We start from the raw sequence: 18620 nt of genomic DNA on the forward strand, positions 1-18620 counted from the left end.
ATTCAAATTGACTCTTGCTCAAAAACTGGGCTGAATACGCAATGTACCTGTCACATTATGGTGCAACAATGATTTTTGGCACCATAATAGTGCAAGCAAAGATCATTTTGGTGCAAGCAACTGCACCAAACTAGCATTCAAAAACACAATTGCTTGAAATTAATGGAATATTTTTTTTGGCACGGTTTTGGCTTTAGTTAAAACAGCATCGATTAATGAAAAGTCAAATTGATTAATCAATGCCAGGTTTCATGAATAATTCATAAATCGAGCTTTTACCGCTTATTAACACTGGAGGTTATCCAAGATGTCAGTAGAAAACGTTCTATCGCTGATCCAAGAAAACGAAGTTAAGTTTGTTGACCTACGCTTCACTGATACAAAAGGTAAAGAGCAGCACATTTCGATCCCTGCTCACCAAATCGACGCAGACTTCTTCGAAGAAGGTAAAATGTTCGATGGTTCATCAGTTGCTGGCTGGAAAGGTATCAACGAATCAGACATGGTAATGATGCCTGACGCATCTTCTGCTGTGCTTGACCCATTCACGGAAGACGCAACACTAAATATCCGTTGTGACATCTTAGAGCCTGCAACAATGCAAGGCTACGACCGTGACCCACGCTCTATCGCAAAACGCGCTGAAGACTTCATGCGTTCTACAGGTGTTGCAGATACTGTACTTATCGGTCCTGAGCCAGAATTCTTCCTATTTGATGACGTGAAGTTCTCGACAGACATGTCAGGCTCTTTCTTCAAAATCGACGACGTAGAAGCGGCATGGAACACAGGTTCTGACTACGAAGAAGGTAACAAAGGTCACCGTCCAGGCGTTAAAGGTGGTTACTTCCCAGTAGCTCCAGTAGATTCATCTCAAGACATCCGTTCTGCTATGTGTCTAGTAATGGAAGAAATGGGTCTTGTTGTTGAAGCGCACCACCACGAAGTGGCAACGGCGGGTCAAAACGAAATCGCAACTCGTTTCAACACGCTAACAACCAAAGCTGACGAAATCCAAATCTACAAGTACGTTGTACACAACGTTGCTCACGCGTTTGGTAAAACAGCGACGTTTATGCCTAAACCACTTGTTGGCGACAACGGCAGCGGTATGCACGTTCACCAGTCTCTAGCAAAAGATGGCGTAAACCTATTTGCTGGTGACAAGTACGGCGGTCTATCTGAAATGGCGCTTTACTACATCGGTGGTATCATCAAACACGCTCGTGCAATCAACGCATTCGCTAACCCATCAACAAACTCGTACAAACGTCTTGTACCAGGCTTCGAAGCACCAGTAATGCTAGCTTACTCAGCGCGTAACCGCTCTGCTTCAATCCGTATCCCAGTGGTACCAAGCCCGAAAGCACGTCGTATCGAAGTTCGTTTCGGTGACCCAGCGGCGAACCCATACCTATGTTTCGCAGCAATGCTTATGGCTGGTCTTGACGGTATCAAGAATAAGATCCACCCAGGCGAAGCGATGGATAAAGACCTTTACGATCTTCCAGCTGAAGAAGCAGCAGAAATCCCAACTGTTGCATACTCACTAAAAGACGCGCTAGCAGAGCTAGATGCTGATCGTGAGTTCTTAACAGCGGGCGGCGTATTCTCTGACGACTTCATCGATTCATACATCGACCTTAAGTCTCAGGACGTAGAGCGTGTGAACATGACAACTCACCCTGTTGAGTTCGAACTTTACTACTCTGTGTAAGGTCGACACTGTGTAAAATGTAAACACAGCAATAAAATATTAGGCTCGCCTCGCAGGCGGGCCTTTTTTGTATTCGCCAGTCAAGCTTCGACGTTTAACATGAGAGGATAATAAAAATACACTTAGAATTTTTCCTTACAGGTCAAAGAGCTAAGCCATTGAAACGTGAAATCATCGAACAAGAGAAGGTGAGCAATGAAAGTTCAGCTTATTCCATCACTGTGTGCACTCAGCGGATTGTTAATCGCCTCTATCGCCTTCGCGCAGGTCGCGTATACGTGGGTAGATGAAAATGGCGTGGTTCACTTTAGTGATACGCCAAACAAAGGAGCAAAAGCGATCGCACTGCCAAACCTTGAAGCCAGCGCACCAGCTCCTGAGGTAGAAAGTACTGAATCGCTCGCACCTCAGACTACGCCATCTACTGCATCACAAAACAAGCCAGATAAAACAACCGAGAAGCCTCTCCCATTACAACTCTCGATGCTGACTCCCAAGCACAACGAGACCATCCGCAGCAATCGAGGCATCATCAATATTCAATTAGAAACCAATCGCAAGCTTGGTATCGGTGAGCAATTGCAATTGTTACTCGATGGAAAACCTTATGGTGCACCACAAAACCATATAGTGTGGCAGTTAAACAATATTGACCGAGGCACTCACACACTTGCTGTGCACGCGAAAAGAAGCGGCAAGCTTATTGCATCTACTAGCCCTATAACGGTGCATTTACATAGAGCAAGTGTTAAGCCGACCGTAAAAGGGGCAAAATAGAATATCTGGTGAAAAAAATCACATCACAGCGATGCTTTTCACTTTTTCTTCTAAGATTTATTCGCCATACTTAACGTTCAATTGCACCATTATTGTGCATCGCACAATCTTAAAGCAAAACAAGGACGTAATGTGGATACCAGTCTTCCTAGTGCCATTCTCAACAATATGGTGACAGCAACGCTGATTCTTGATGATGGATTGGCCATCCGTTATGCCAATCCGGCTGCCGAATTGCTGTTTTCTCAAAGCGCCAAACGAATTATTGAACAATCACTTTCTCAATTGATTCAGCATGCGTCGCTGGATCTCGCGCTGCTCACTCAACCGTTGCAAAGTGGCCAAAGCATCACCGACAGTGACGTCACTTTCGTTGTTGATGGCCGCCCTTTAATGCTAGAGGTGACGGTTAGCCCTATCACTTGGCAAAAACAGTTGATGCTTCTGGTCGAGATGCGCAAAATTGATCAGCAGCGCCGACTCTCTCAAGAACTGAACCAACACGCCCAACAACAAGCGGCGAAGCTGTTAGTCCGAGGGCTTGCACATGAGATCAAAAATCCGCTTGGCGGCTTACGCGGTGCGGCGCAATTGTTAGAAAAAATGCTGCCAGAGCCCTCTCTCACCGAATATACACACATCATCATTGAGCAAGCAGACCGTTTAAGGGCGCTCGTGGATCGATTACTAGGACCGCAAAAGCCAGGTAAGAAGACACAAGAGAATCTGCACCAAATTCTTGAAAAGGTTCGCCAACTGGTTGAATTAGAGTCACAACGCTCAATCATCATTGAACGAGATTATGACCCAAGCTTGCCAGAGATTTTGATGGATACAGACCAAATCGAACAGGCAATGCTTAATATCGTCAGCAACGCCGCACAAATTCTTAGCCATCAAGAACACGGGAAAATAACCATTCGCACCAGAACGGTGCACCAAGCCAATATTCACGGCAAACGCTGTAAACTCGCTGCTCGTGTCGAAATCACAGACAACGGCCCAGGTATTCCACCGGAACTACAAGACACGCTGTTCTATCCCATGGTCAGTGGCCGCGAGGGAGGAACTGGATTAGGGCTATCTATTTCGCAAAATTTGATCGACCAGCACAATGGAAAAATAGACGTAGAAAGCTGGCCTGGTCACACAACATTTACTATTTATCTGCCGATCTGATTGCGCTAATGGACTTCAAGTCGCGTCAGTTTTTCGGTTTGCTGCAAGGATTACTACATGAGTAAAGGATATGTTTGGGTCGTTGATGACGACAGTTCAATTCGCTGGGTAATGGAGAAAACGCTCTCCTCTGCCAACATCAAATGTGAAACCTATGCCGATGGAGAAAGCGTGTTAATGGCGCTCGAACGCGAAGTGCCGGATGTTCTAGTATCAGACATTCGCATGCCAGGTATTGATGGGTTGGAGCTACTAAAACAAGTACAGCGCGATTACCCAGACCTTCCCGTGATTATCATGACCGCGCATTCAGATTTAGATGCGGCAGTGAATGCGTACCAAAAAGGTGCTTTTGAATATTTACCAAAACCTTTTGATATTGATGAAACTTTAACTCTGGTTGAACGAGCCATTGCACACAGCCACGAAAACAAACGCGAGCAGCTCTCTCCAGAAGACATTCCAGCAGAAACGCCTGAAATTATCGGTGAAGCACCAGCGATGCAAGAGGTGTTTCGCGCCATTGGTCGTCTTTCTCGCTCCTCTATTTCAGTCTTGATTAACGGTGAATCGGGCACGGGTAAAGAACTCGTTGCTCATGCACTGCACCGTCACAGTCCACGTGCTAACAAACCTTTCATTGCGCTCAATATGGCGGCGATTCCCAAAGACTTGATTGAATCAGAACTGTTTGGCCACGAAAAAGGCGCGTTTACGGGGGCAAACAATGTTCGTCAAGGACGATTCGAACAAGCCAATGGCGGCACTCTATTTTTAGACGAAATCGGCGACATGCCATTGGACATTCAAACTCGTTTGCTACGCGTTCTAGCTGACGGGCAGTTTTATCGAGTGGGCGGTCACTCTCCGATCAGTGTCGATGTACGAATTGTCGCGGCAACACACCAGAACTTAGAAAAGCTGGTGCAAGAAGGTGACTTCCGTGAGGACCTCTTTCATCGCTTAAACGTGATTCGCGTGCAGATCCCGGCACTGCGTGAGCGTAAGCAAGACATTGAAAAGCTTACACAGCATTTTCTTATCCGTGCGGCTGATGAGCTTGGTGTGGAAACAAAAACTCTCCACCCATCGACCGTGGAGATTCTTAACCGCCTTGATTGGCCTGGCAACGTTCGTCAATTAGAGAATATTTGCCGTTGGTTAACCGTTATGGCCAGTGGTAGCGAAGTGTTACCAAATGACTTGCCAAGCGAACTACTCGAAGAGAAAAAATCCATTTCAGACTCTGCACATGGTAGTTGGCAAGAACAATTGGCGGATTGGGCACGGCATTCACTCGCAGCAGGAGATAAAGAACTACTTTCTTACGCTTTACCAGAATTTGAACGCATTTTATTAGAAGCAGCCTTAGAGCACACTAAAGGTCATAAGCAAGATGCCGCTAAAGTATTAGGCTGGGGGCGAAATACACTCACCAGAAAATTAAAAGAATTGTACTGACAATCACTTACGTGGTGCGTTAACAACGAGCGTCGTTTGTCACTCGATATTAATAAAAACATCAGTACAATTGTGGCGCACCACCATCTATGTGATTAGGCGATGTCTACTGCTACGACTCAAATTACACTGCGTACTGCTGTTCTGATTCCATTTGTCATGATCTTCTTACTGGCGATCGGTGTCATTGTCTACGTCCAAAAACAAAGTTACGAAGAAGTGGTCACGGATATCAGTGACAAGCAACTTTCCGTGTTAACCGAAAGTGTCCACGACCACCTCAATAGCTATCTACGTAAGCCTTTTACTGCGGTTATGGCTCTCGCGCACAACGTCAGCTATCACAACCTTTATCGCCCTCACGATACCTCAGACATTCAAAACTACCTGCTGAGTGCATTCAAAAATCTTTACCAATCGATACCGCAGTTGGATGTAATCGCATTTGGTTCAGAAAACGGCGACTTTGCAGGCTTTCGCCGCGAACTTTCCGACGATTACACCTTAATGGTGCAAGATCGCCACACCGATGGTGATCTGGTTATTTATGGAACCAACCATGTGAGTAACAACATTCGAACGGTTATCTCCCAATACGATCCTCGCACTCGCCCATGGTATAAGCCCGTTGCAGAGAGCCAAAACGCCACTTGGTCTGAAATTTATACCAATGCTGATGAACGCCAGGATATTACGCTATCAGCCATGACGCCGGTGTACAAACACGACCAATTTGCTGGTGTTTTGGTGACAGACATTCGTATCAATACATTCAACGAATTCCTGCGCGAGTTAAAATACAACACTAAAGCGTCGGTCTACATCATGGACCCAGATCATCGTTTAATCGCTCACTCAGGCCCGGGAAGCGTCATCTCATGGGGCACAAAATTTTCGGATAAAGGGCAGCGTTTGCTTGCCGCTGAAAACGCAGACCCGATCATCAAAATCAGTGCGAGCCGCGTCCGGTCTTTCGATCTCAACAACACCAAGCAACCTTATACTTTTTCATTTGAACATGATGGCCAACGTATTTTCAGTCGGCTAACCCCGTATCGAGACCAAGACGGCTTAACATGGTTTATCGGCACCTCCATTTCGGAGTCTGAGCTTCTCGGCCTGTTACCGAAAAGCCAGCAAGAGAGTTGGCTCGTTGGCATTATTGTAAGCCTATTTGGGATCGCCATCAGTTGGATCATTTTCAACCGAGTTACCAGACCAATTAACGCGACGGCCGCCGCCGCTCAGCACCTGGCAAATGGGGATTGGGATAGCGGCATGCCAAAGCCTGGTTATGTGTATGAGACAACCGTACTGGTTCATGCTTTTAATGAAATGGCGAACAATCTAAGAGCTTCATTCAAAGCATTGCGTGAACAGTTAGTTTATGACTCTCTAACACGCTTATATAGCCGTCAGGGCTTGGTCGAAATCTGTGAAAATCAGTCTCATCTTTGTCACGGCAGTTTATTTTTACTTGGTATCAACAAATTTAGAGATATCAACGACAGTGTGGGTCATCACAACGGCGACCAGTTGTTGGTCAGCATCGCTGAAAGGCTAAAACAGCAGTTTCGTGACAACGCATTATTGGCTCGGATTGGTGGTGATGAGTTCGCGGTGTTTCTCTCAAATGTCGACACTGAAACCAAAATTAAACAAACCGAGCGTCGATTACAGCAACTCTTTTCCACCCCATTTATGGTGGAAGGCGAGAATGTAGTGATGAAGATTTCACTTGGTATTGTACAAACCCAGCCAAACGAAACCATGCCTTTATGGTTACGCAACGCCAGCATCGCATTAAGTTACGCTAAACAAGACTCACTGACTGGTGTTTGTCACTACAGCCCAGAACTAGCGAGCGCTTCAAAGTTTCGTACGCAAATGCTGACCAAGATCCAAACTGGCATTGAAAACCGAGAGTTTATTCCTCATTACCAACCGATTGTGGATCTCGTCAGTGGCACAGTGTGTGGCGCCGAAGCACTGGCGCGTTGGCATAGCGACTCAGGTATGGTGTCACCATTAGATTTTATCCCAATCGCGGAAGAAAGCGGCATGATCAAAGCCATCGGCCAACAGATTCTGTTACAAGCTTGTCGCGACACTTACCAAGCGATCGAAAGCAAACAGTGGCCGTCGGACTTCCAACTGCATGTGAATATCTCCGTTAATCAACTATCTTGCCCAAGTTTTGTTGATACGGTGACAAGCGTATTGGATATCACGAAATTACCAGCAAGTAACCTCACACTAGAGATCACAGAATCACGTATCATTGATAGCGCACCGACCACACTAGAAAACATGACTAAACTGCGTGAAATGGGTATTGGTATCGCGATAGATGACTTTGGCACCGGTTACTCATCACTGGGTTACCTCCACTCTCTGCCGTTTACCTGCTTGAAGATTGATCGCACCTTCATCAATCAACTCACACAAGAAAACTTAAACAGTTCAGTCGTCGCTGCCGTCATCAATATCACAGCAGGTCTCAAAACTAATGTCGTCGCGGAAGGTGTCGAGGATAGCAATCAAGCACAATTACTGCGCTCTTTAGGCTGTAATCAGGTGCAAGGCTTCTACTACAGCCGCCCTATGCCACTAGAAGAATGGCCAACACATTTGGTGAACATGAAGTAGAAAAGAGCGAGAATCGTTGATTTCCTAGTCATCCTCTACTGACAATCTACCCAACTGTTATTTATACTTAACTGCAAATCTTACCCATGTATTGTCACAGATGATGTTTGGGCCCTGTTCCAGTTCATAACTATCCGGATCGACAAAATGATAACGAAGAACCTTCCTCTTACTGATTTGCACCGTCACCTCGACGGTAACATTCGTACTAAAACGATTCTTGAGCTAGGCCAAAAGTTTGGCATTGCCCTACCAGCGTACGATATTGAGTCTCTCACTCCTCACGTTCAAATTGTCGAAGCGGAACCCTCTCTTGTTGCTTTCCTTTCTAAGCTCGACTGGGGTGTTGCTGTACTGGGCGATCTAGATGCATGTCGTCGTGTCGCGTACGAAAACGTAGAAGACGCGCTAAACGCACAAATCGATTACGCAGAGCTGCGTTTCTCTCCTTACTACATGGCGATGAAACACAAACTACCAGTAGCGGGGGTTGTTGAAGCCGTCGTGGACGGTGTGCAAGCGGGTATGCGCGATTTTGGCGTGAAAGCCAACCTGATCGGTATCATGAGTCGCACATTTGGCACTGACGCATGTCAACAAGAACTGGACGGCATTCTGAGCCAGAAAGATCACATCGTTGCCGTCGACCTTGCGGGGGACGAGCTAGGCCAACCGGGTGATCGCTTTGTGTCTCACTTCAAGCAAGTACGCGATGCTGGCCTTGGGGTAACGGTCCATGCTGGTGAAGCAGCAGGTGCAGAGAGCATGTGGCAAGCAATCAATGAGCTGGGCGCAACTCGTATCGGTCACGGCGTAAAAGCGATTCACGATCCAAAACTGATGGATTACCTAGCAGAAAACCGCATTGGTATTGAATCTTGCCTGACGTCAAACTACCAAACAAGTACGGTAGAAACGCTAGAAAACCACCCTCTCAAGCAGTTCCTAGAGCATGGCGTTCTTGCGTGTCTGAACACTGACGATCCAGCGGTTGAAGGCATCGAACTGCCATACGAATACGAAGTAGCAGCACCAGCCGCTGGCCTGAGCCAAGACCAGATTCGCCAAGCGCAAATCAATGGCCTTGAGATTGCGTTCCTTTCAGAAGCAGAAAAATCGGAACTGAGAGAAAAAGTAAAAGATCGCGCTTAAATCCAGCGAAAACATAAAAAAATGCCAGCATCTGCTGGCATTTTTTATATCTTGAATCTGTATCTCTGATTAAATAACACGAGAGAACTGTTGCTGACGTGCCTTTGCTCGTAGGTATTTATCGAAGCTCATACAAATATTACGGATCAACAAACGACCTCGCAGCGTCACACGAATTTCATTATCATCCACTTCCACCAGCTCATCGTTAATAAAGGTCTGAAGTAGCTGCAAATCTTCTTTAAAGTACTGTTCAAACCTCACTTTAAACTCAGACTCAATGGCTTTCTTGTCTAACTTGAAGTTACAAATCAGCTGCTTAATCACTTCACGACGGAGCAAATCATCGGAGTCCAGAGAGACCCCTTTCCATAGAGCGTGACGAAGTTCGTTGACTTGAGCGTAGTATTTCTTCAGCTCTTTCTGGTTTTGCGCGTACGCATCGCCGATCATCGAGATTGCAGAAACACCAAAGCCAACCAAGTCACATTCACCTTGTGTGGTGTAGCCTTGGAAATTGCGATGCAAAATACCTTCGCGCTGGGCAACAGCAAGTTCATCGTCCGGCAAAGCAAAGTGGTCCATACCGATAAATTGGTAGCCAGCATCAGTCAGTGTCGCGATGGTGTCTTGCAGAATCGCCATCTTCTCTTCTGCCTTTGGCAGATCTTCGTCTTTAATCTTACGCTGCGCTGCAAATAGCTGTGGCATGTGCGCGTAGTTAAACACGGATAGACGGCCCGGCTGCATTTCTAGCACTTGTTCTAGAGTCTTGGCAAAAGATTCTTTGGTCTGCTTCGGTAAACCGTAAATCAAATCTAGGTTCGTCGAACGAAAGCCTAACTCTTTTGCGCGCGCAACCATCGCAACGATGAACTCTTCATCTTGCTCACGATTCACCAGCTTTTGCACTTCTTTGTTGAAGTCCTGAACACCGATGCTCAAGCGATTGAAGCCTTCACTACGCAGATGATCCAGCATGGTCAGCTCTATTTCACGCGGGTCAACCTCGATACTGATTTCAGCATCGCTGCTAAAAGTAAACTCTTGGCGTAGCAGGCTCATTACACGCGTGATTTGCTTTTCAGAGAGAAACGTCGGTGTACCACCACCAAAATGCAATTGCGTCACGGTGCGACCCACAAGTAATGCAGCACGTTGACGAATTTCGTGTTCAAGCACGTCGAGGTATTCATCCGCTTTGTGCGAGTGGCGCGTAATGACTTTATTACATCCACAGTAGTAACAAAGCTTGTGACAGAACGGAATGTGTACGTACAGCGATAATGGGCGTTCTGGGTATTGAGTGCATGCCATATCATAATCAGAAATGGTGAACGCTTCATGAAACTCCAGCGCCGTTGGGTACGACGTATAACGAGGCCCGGAATAGTTGTACTTATCCAATACCGCTTGATCCCAGACGATTTGCTGTTTCGATTCAGTGTGTTGATTCGACATGGTGGTACTTTCCGTTAAATGCTAGGGCAACGAAAGCCGTCACCCGATATTCAGAGCCGCTATTTTGCCATACGACGATGACAAGCGTGGCAACGCCGACTGGCTTTTTAAGTATAAAACTAAAGAAGTGCTAGCGTGATCACGATACCCCCATTAGCCATAAGGAGACTATTGGAGGTCGCGCTTAAATCATCTGAATATTGATTTGATTATTCAGTGGCTGGACGTTTTTCTGCAACACTTTGAGCTCCTCAATAATCGCATCAGTGAGGCGGCTTTCCGCTTTATGACGCGTCAAGTTCTGTTGCATACGCTCTTTCTTGGCAAGTTGTTGGCGTTCTTCGCCACGCGCCATATCTTTCACGATGTGGTAAAGCTCAGAAATCGCAGGGTACGTTTTATCGAAATCAACGCGGTCTTCACCTTGTACATAATCCATGATGTTATACACACGGATACTGATTTCAGATAAATCGCACTGGCCTTGAATGCCCGCCTGACACAAGGTATGCACATTCTCAAAAATGTTGGCGTTACGTTTGTCTATCGCCAATTTTTGATGCTTCAGCTGCAATTCCTTTTGCTTTTTCAATTGAAGCAGAAGGTAACCTGCATAAGAAGCGAGTGCGATGATAATCACAACACCAGCAATAGCTAATAAGGTTACATTCATAGCTTAATTATCCTTTATAGTCGTCGAAATTAATGTCGTCGAAATCTGCCAGCAAGTCATCATCGTTGCGCGTGCTTTTCTCAGCAGGTGCAGTGAAGTCTTCCTCTTCTTCAGGTTCCAACAAGCCTAGTTGGTCCATTAGCTTCTCAATGCGATCGAGTTTCTCATCGACGAATTTCTGTAGACCTGTGCCCAGGTTTTCACCCGCTTCAATGCGGTCTAGCAACACGTTCAATTGCGCGTCATTTTCTAGCATCTCTAGTTCTTGCTCTGCCGACAAACGACGCTCTTGCTTCGTCATTTTTTTCGCAGGTTCAACAATCAGAGGTATTTTCTTTTTGCTGCCTAAGCGCGGGTCGCGATTTTGTGCAGCAGCTTGCTTTTTCTGCTCGTTAACTTCTGAGTTACGGTTACCCGTTTTCAGACCTTTACGCTTTTTAGCACGCTTGCGTAAGCGGCCTTCCACATCAGATTCTGTACGGTTACGAGTTACAACAAACTCAGGTGCACCAGCGGCACCCGGTTTTCTAGATTTTTTACTACGGCTCATTACTGGGGTTTCCTCAGTAAAATTACATCATTACCAATAAATTCGAGTTCGAGCTTATCCCGCTCTGCTAGGAACTGGAACGTGTCACGACTAAAGAACACTACGTGAGTGAGATCGTTCTTATAATGCCATGATTTGAAAGCCTCCACGTCGATGACCATTTTCGTCATCAGGCCTATCCAGCCCCCTGGCTTAACTAAATTCAACCATTGCTTCCACACCAAATCTGGGTGGTAGAGGTGCTCTATCACCTCTGTTGCTGTCATGAAGTCGTACGTTTTTTCTAAAACCGACGTATCAGGGTGGTAGTAGAGATCGTACAACGCCATGTTGTGCCCCGCCTCTTCCAGCATCAAGGAGAGCGTTGGGCCAGGACCACAACCAAAGTCGATACCATTTGATTGTGGAGAAATTCGCTCTGTGATCGGGTCAGCAATACGCGACAAAAAGCGTCGGTAACCCAAATCATCGGGGTTGTTCTCATGCAAATCATAGTGAGCTTTTTCGCTTTCCGCATCCAAACGTTGGTCTGGATTTACGAATACCAAGCTGCACTGCTCACATTGAAGATATTCACGACGCTTATCTTCAAAATAATGGTGAGTGCGCTGATTTTGGCATAAAGGACAGGTATGCATGATGACTTCCTCAAACAGGGATGCGAAACATACCAGAAAGTGAACTCGGATTGGAGTGTTGTTGAGTATTTTTTCAGCAATTTTTGTTAAAAAACTTTGTTTACAACCTATAAAGCTAAATAAGTGCAGTAATATCAATTCAAGTTACGACTGAGCAAGTCAACGGATATAAAAAAAGCGACAGTCAGACTGTCGCTTTCTAAGTGCCATCAATTGGCGAAACTGTGTTGCACACATTTGGTGCACCAATGATCCCTTTGTTTTTAGAGCTTTCCCTGCCAAAAAGAGTTGTTTTTCATCTTCCTGATGAATTTTGGCTATCCGTTTACTTCCTGTCTACTGAGCAACTTCCTGTGCCTGATCCGTTTCACTGTCTTAACCGTCAGACGAGATGACCATCCTTATCTGATAGGCTCCCTACCTATCTAAATCCCTTTCTAAATCACCAAGCATCCGAGCTACATCCTTGGAGACCTAAACCGTGGTCTTAAATCCTTACATTCACTCCCTGTTAACGACTTCTACTTTACGCCATCCCGTTATGCTCACAAGTAATGGGTTGAAAAAATAATCCGCCTATTTTTCTAAAAAATCAAAATTATCATTTAATCAAAAACTTAAAAACACTAACAAGAAAAAGCCAACATCAAGTATGGCAAATGTCTCACAAACTGCCGAGCCAACTATCGCTTTCGCATCCAAACTCGACTGTGATATCTGTCACGAACAAAAATGCCCTAGTGGATTCACTAGGGCATTTTTGTACAAGTTGCTCGAACGATGTAGGGACATCTACCCAACCAGCTCAAGATGCAGGATCTTGAGCGATTTAGGTATATTAGTGCAGACCGCCAACGTATTTAGACAGCACTTCGATATCTTCGTCTGTCATTTTCTTCGCGATGTCGCGCATCATGGCATTCATATCATTACCACGGTCGCCATCACGGAATTTTTCTAGCTGAGCTTTGATGTAGTCAGCATGCTGACCAGAAATTTTCGGGAAACCTGAAAGCTCAGTACCATTGCCACGAGGACCATGACATGCAATACATGCGGTTAGGCCACGCTCGGCATCACCAGCGGTATAAAGCGTTTTGCCTTTTGCTACTACATCTTCAGGTGTTGAGTTTTCTGAAACTGGTAGCGAAGCGTAGTAAGCAGATAGGTCTGCGATATCTTCATCGCTCAGTGGCATTGCCATACCACTCATTACAGGATCGTAACGACCTTGTTTACCACCACTTGTCATGCCTAGCTTAAGTTCTTTTAACTGCTTCTCAAGATACTTAGCGTGTTGGCCTGCGAGTTTCGGGTACGTTGTTATTGCACTGTTGCCATCTGCTCCGTGACAGGCGACACAGGTTTGTGATTTTGCTTTACCAGCCTCAATATTACCTTGGGCCCATACTGAGCAACTGGCTAAAAGACTCAAAATTAGCGCTAATTTATTCATGACATTCCATTATAATTATCAAGCTTCCAGTACCACGGAATGTGAACATACCGCGTACACTCATGGTACAATAGGCGACCTTATGCCGAGCACGGTTATTTTACACATTTTCACAAAAAAGTAATCAATCGACTACACAAAGTCGAGATGGAGTTAACAGTGAGCGTAAAAATTCATTACCAAAATACGCATTTCATCACCAGCGCACCCGATATTCGTCACCTGCCGGAAGACGAAGGTGTCGAAATTGCGTTTGCAGGACGCTCAAACGCTGGTAAATCGAGTGCACTTAACCGTCTAACTAATCAAAAAAGCTTAGCCAAGACATCAAAGACACCTGGTCGTACGCAATTAATCAACCTTTTCAAAGTAGAAGAAGGTTGTCACATTGTCGATCTGCCTGGATACGGTTTTGCTCAAGTACCGGTAGAGATGAAAAACAAATGGCAGAAATCTTTGGGTGAATACCTACAGAAACGCGAGTGCCTAAAAGGCTTAGTAGTTCTAATGGACATTCGTCATCCAATGAAAGATCTCGACCAACAAATGATTTTCTGGGCCATCGATAGCCACATTCCTGTGCAAGTTTTGCTAACCAAAGCAGATAAACTAAAAAGTGGTGCACGCAAACAAACTCTACTGAAAGTTCGTAAGCAAGTAGAAACTTTCGGTGGTGACGTTTCTGTTGATGTGTTCTCTTCACTGAAAGGATTAGGTGTCGATCAGCTACGTGCAAAACTGGATATCTGGTTTGCACCAGCACTAGCGCACCTGATAGAAGAAGACGAACAAGAGACACCTGCGAGCGATGAAGAATAATTAACAATATTTGTTAAATTTCTTCGACACGGCCCTACCATTTGGTGGGGCTTTTGTTTATCTGAACTAAATAACAGGCAATAAAAATCCCCGCCTTCCTGGCAGGGATAACGGGAGAGAAAAATTGGTAATTATTGTTATGTGACGAAGCATTGCTGAACTGAGATTCGATTTCAATAGGTTAAAAAGCGCTCTTGTTTCCTGTGCATCACCAAACATTCACTCGAAAAACACCCAATAGCGTTACAATTCAGACAGTTAAGCCAAGCAAAGCTTCAAAAAGATGTAACTTAGTTTCCTTCAAGAAAAAATAATAGTGTGACTGGCGTAAATTTACAGGATGAATAACGCAATAAATTTGAAGGAAAAATCGAGATTTTGCAGTGACTTAGAAAGGTCAAAAAAGAAGGTTTTTGAAGGCTTACTTTAAGCTACTGATCCAAAGGAATTATTTTCTTTCGCCCAATAAAAAACGCCCCAGTCAAAAACTGACTGGGGCGGCTGAATCAGCCTAATCCAATAACGTGAAACAAAAGGTCTGAAAGATAGAACATCTTACCTCTGTACCCTACGAGTATTAATGTACAACAATTGGTCAGAATTGCAAAGAATTTTTGTAGTTTTTTTTCATGAAACTTTTATTAAGCAACATCAAAGTTAACTTTGCGCTAGCTTTTTTAATCTCAAAAAAAAGCCAGCGTTTGTGCGCTGGCTCATAATTAATTGGTTATTTTGGTCTAAAAGTGACTAATGAGCTTGATCCCAGTTATCACCGTGACCTGCTTCTGCAACCAACGGTACTTTTAGCTCTGCTGCAGATTCCATCAATTTCTGTACTTTACTTTCAATTTCGGACAATGATGACTCTTCAACTTCAAAGACCAATTCATCGTGTACTTGCATTAATAACTTCACACGACCATTGCCTTCTTCCTGAATCCACTGATCAACCAACAGCATCGCTTTCTTAATGATGTCCGCAGCCGTACCTTGCATTGGTGCGTTGATTGCCGCACGTTCAGCAGCTTTACGACGCATCCCGTTGCGCGATTTGATTTCTGGTAAATGCAAACGTCGACCAAAAATCGTTTCAACATACCCTTTATCTGCTGCCGTGCTGCGTGTGTCTTCCATGTACTGCATCACGCCTGGGTAACGTTCAAAGTATGTATCCATGTACGCTTGAGCCTCACCACGAGGAATGCCTAATTGCTTCGCCAAACCAAACGCACTCATGCCGTAAATAAGACCGAAATTAACCGCTTTCGCACGACGACGTTGCTCACTTGAAACGTCCTCAATAGAAACCCCCATGATTTCTGCTGCGGTTGCCGCGTGGATATCTTTGCCATCACGGAATGCATCCAATAAAGCTTGGTCGCCAGAAAGGTGCGCCATGATGCGAAGTTCGATTTGCGAGTAGTCGACCGCTAAGATTTTATGCCCTGATGGCGCGACAAACGCTTGACGAATACGACGGCCGGCTTCGTTACGAATTGGAATATTCTGTAAGTTCGGATCAGTAGAAGATAGACGACCCGTTGCGGTCACTGCTTGGTGGTAAGAAGTATGCACGCGACCCGTTGATGGGTTGATCATCTTCGGCAGTTTGTCGGTGTAAGTTGATTTTAGCTTCGCCAGACCACGGTATTCCAAAATCAGTTTTGGTAGTGGGTAGTCTAGCGCGAGTTCTTGCAGAACTTCTTCATTCGTCGATGGTGTGCCTGATGGCGTTTTCTTCACAACCGGTAAACCCATTTTTTCAAATAGGATGGCTTGTAATTGCTTTGGCGAGTTCATGTTAAACTCTTGCTCTGCAATTTCGTACGCTTTCTTTTCAAGCTCATCAAGGCGAGCGGTAATCTCGACCGACTGCGCACTCAGCTTCATTTCATCGATAAAGACCCCAGTGCGTTCAATGCGCGAAAGAACTGGCACCAACGGCATTTCAATCTCTTCGTAAACTGTCTTCAGGCTTTCATCCTGCTCGATATTAGCAAACAAGCGATTGTGCAGACGAAGGGTCACATCCGCATCTTCTGCCGCGTATGGCGATGCTTGTTCCAGTTCGATTTGGTTAAACGTAAGCTGATTTTTGCCTTTACCTGCAATTTGCTCAAAAGAAATGCAGCTGTGCTGTAGGAAGCGAAGCGCCAAGCTGTCCATATCGTGTTTACCGCCGACACTGTTGTAGATATACGATTCCAACATCGTGTCGTGCTTAATACCTTTTAGCTCAATGTCGTAACGAGCGAGTACAGACGCATCATACTTTAAGTTTTGACCGACTTTTGCTTTCGTTGCATCTTCAAGAATTGGCTTCAGCTGTTCTAGTACCCAATCACGATCAAGCTGTTCAGGCGCATCTAAATAGTCATGTGCAACTGGCACATAAGCCGCAATACCTTCATCGACAGCGAATGACAAACCAACTAGATTCGCTAGCATGTAATCTAGGTTATCGGTCTCCGTATCAAATGCAAACAGCTCAGCCGTTTGAAGTTTATCTAGCCAAGCATTGAAGGTTTCTTTATCCAGAATTGTTTCATATTGGCTGCGATCGATTGTTACCGCAGAAGTTTCCATCTCGGCTTGAGAAGAAGAAGCTTGTGAAGATCCTGCAAGCTCTACGGCCTCCACTGATCCAGAACCGCCTTCAAGTAGTTCATTCAACCAAGATTTAAACGTCAGTTGGCCATACAGCTTCACTAATTCGTCTTTATTTGGTTCCGCTTTCAGCAATGATTCTGGCGTTTCCTCAAGCTCAACATCCAATTTGATGGTCGCGAGCTCATACGAAAGCATGGCATTTTCTTTGTTGTCGATGAGCTTTTTCGCCATGGTTTTAGAACCACGGAAACCAAGCCCTGCAATATCATCGAGGTTTTCATACAACTTCGTCAGACCACCAATACCTTGCAGTAGTGCGGTCGCCGTTTTATCACCGACACCCGGTACACCAGGAATGTTATCTACTTTATCGCCCATCAGTGCTAAGTAGTCGATGATCAACTCAGGTGGAATGCCAAACTTTTCAACCACACCTTCACGATCCATTACGACGTTTGTCATGGTGTTGATCAAAGTAATGTTATCATCCACTAGCTGCGCCATGTCTTTATCACCAGTACTGATCAATACAGGCATGCCCTTTTGTGATGCTTGGTATGCTAACGTACCGATGACGTCATCCGCCTCGACGCCAGGAACACAGATCAGCGGCAAACCCATTGCACGAATAACATTGTGTAATGGTTCAATTTGACAACGCAGGTCATCCGGCATTGGCGGACGATTCGCTTTGTATTCTGCATACATATCATCACGAAAGGTTTTTCCCTTTGCATCGAAAACCACCGCGATGCGCTCAGACGCAAACTGACGCATCATGCTGCGTAACATGTTCACGACGCCGTAAACGGCATTAGTTGGAATTTCACCATTGCTCATGGTGCCCGGGTAGGCGTGAAAAGCGCGATATAGGTAAGAAGAGCCGTCGATAAGGATCAACGGATTTTCAGGAATACTTGCCATAATTGTCTGTATCCAATTCAGTACTTGAGAGATCTGCCTAGGATGCCATGACTGCTGATCTGAATCTATCTTGTTCGCTCGATCTAGGTCGCGTAAATTTTTCCGACTTTATTCACGAAAACACCACTTCCTGTGGATAACTCTGTTTATAGAAATTATCCACTGGTTATCCAATAACAAAAAACACAAGAAAACACCAACCCAAACCATTGATTAATAACAACAAATTCGCATAACGGCGAGAAGATCAACGATCCTAAAATGATCATCGCATGTGGAAAAGATATTAATAGTGACGTCAAATAGAAATCGTAGAAAAGAAAAAAGCGACCCGAATGGGGTCGCCTAGCAGAAGTGGTAAAGCAAATTCTGTAAATAGAGCAGCTTAACCAAGAAGCTATAAATTACACTGGAAGCAATGTGAGCAATGTCGTGTCAAAAAGAATTCGTGCAAGTTCTCGGAAAAATGTTTCATCACTTCTCAACTTTCAGTTAATTAACTTCTGTTAATAAGTCACTCAACGTCCTTGTGAACTTTCCTCATTCCCTAAGAC

The 18620-nt window shown here is 45.1% G+C and carries 13 protein-coding genes; 7 read left to right on the plus strand and 6 right to left on the minus strand.

What is annotated here, in order from left to right:
- Positions 1–307 precede the first annotated feature (307 nt).
- From glnA to add, 6 genes are all read left to right on the plus strand, one after another.
- Complete coding sequence (gene glnA / locus R7Q11_RS10220; protein WP_005379275.1) at positions 308–1717, plus strand: glutamate--ammonia ligase; 1410 nt, start codon at positions 308–310, stop codon at positions 1715–1717.
- A gap of 195 nt (positions 1718–1912) precedes the next feature.
- Positions 1913–2494: a DUF4124 domain-containing protein gene (locus R7Q11_RS10225; RefSeq protein ID WP_130544867.1), complete on the plus strand. Its 582-nt coding sequence runs from the start codon at positions 1913–1915 to the stop codon at positions 2492–2494.
- 132 nt (positions 2495–2626) lie between these two features.
- Positions 2627–3673 (plus strand): nitrogen regulation protein NR(II), encoded by a 1047-nt coding sequence (glnL, locus tag R7Q11_RS10230; protein ID WP_017821940.1) that lies wholly within the window; start codon positions 2627–2629, stop codon positions 3671–3673.
- Positions 3674–3730: 57 nt separating this feature from the next.
- Positions 3731–5134: a nitrogen regulation protein NR(I) gene (gene glnG, locus R7Q11_RS10235; RefSeq protein ID WP_017821941.1), complete on the plus strand. Its 1404-nt coding sequence runs from the start codon at positions 3731–3733 to the stop codon at positions 5132–5134.
- 102 nt (positions 5135–5236) lie between these two features.
- Positions 5237–7783 (plus strand): EAL domain-containing protein, encoded by a 2547-nt coding sequence (locus tag R7Q11_RS10240; RefSeq protein WP_017635014.1) that lies wholly within the window; start codon positions 5237–5239, stop codon positions 7781–7783.
- 147 nt (positions 7784–7930) lie between these two features.
- Positions 7931–8935, plus strand: a complete 1005-nt coding sequence (add, locus tag R7Q11_RS10245) for an adenosine deaminase (RefSeq protein ID WP_005382965.1) — start codon at positions 7931–7933, stop codon at positions 8933–8935.
- A 69-nt stretch (positions 8936–9004) separates the two neighbouring features.
- Here add and hemN read toward each other — a convergent pair whose 3' ends face one another.
- The 5 genes from hemN to R7Q11_RS10270 all read right to left on the minus strand — a co-directional run bounded on the left by hemN (position 9005) and on the right by R7Q11_RS10270 (position 13713).
- Positions 9005–10396, minus strand: coding sequence for an oxygen-independent coproporphyrinogen III oxidase (hemN, locus tag R7Q11_RS10250; protein WP_017821952.1), 1392 nt, complete (start codon positions 10394–10396; stop codon positions 9005–9007).
- Positions 10397–10580: 184 nt separating this feature from the next.
- Entirely contained in the window at positions 10581–11069 is a 489-nt protein-coding gene (locus R7Q11_RS10255; RefSeq protein ID WP_005379254.1) for a DUF2489 domain-containing protein, read from the minus strand.
- A 7-nt stretch (positions 11070–11076) separates the two neighbouring features.
- Complete coding sequence (yihI, locus tag R7Q11_RS10260) at positions 11077–11619, minus strand: Der GTPase-activating protein YihI (protein WP_005379252.1); 543 nt, start codon at positions 11617–11619, stop codon at positions 11077–11079.
- Entirely contained in the window at positions 11619–12257 is a 639-nt protein-coding gene (locus tag R7Q11_RS10265; RefSeq protein WP_005379250.1) for a class I SAM-dependent methyltransferase, read from the minus strand. The genes yihI and R7Q11_RS10265 overlap by 1 nt, the downstream gene beginning before the upstream one ends.
- An 838-nt stretch (positions 12258–13095) precedes the next feature.
- Positions 13096–13713, minus strand: a complete 618-nt coding sequence (locus R7Q11_RS10270) for a c-type cytochrome (protein ID WP_017821950.1) — start codon at positions 13711–13713, stop codon at positions 13096–13098.
- Between the two features lie 159 nt (positions 13714–13872).
- Here R7Q11_RS10270 and yihA point away from each other — a divergent pair, with 159 nt between their 5' ends.
- Entirely contained in the window at positions 13873–14532 is a 660-nt protein-coding gene (gene yihA / locus R7Q11_RS10275; RefSeq protein ID WP_031779017.1) for a ribosome biogenesis GTP-binding protein YihA/YsxC, read from the plus strand.
- Between the two features lie 747 nt (positions 14533–15279).
- On the opposite strand, the gene polA is transcribed toward yihA, so the two are convergent.
- Positions 15280–18066, minus strand: coding sequence for a DNA polymerase I (polA, locus tag R7Q11_RS10280; RefSeq protein ID WP_053307273.1), 2787 nt, complete (start codon positions 18064–18066; stop codon positions 15280–15282).
- Between the last annotated feature and the right edge of the window lie 554 nt (positions 18067–18620).

Source organism: Vibrio sp. 970 (genome assembly GCF_033339075.1).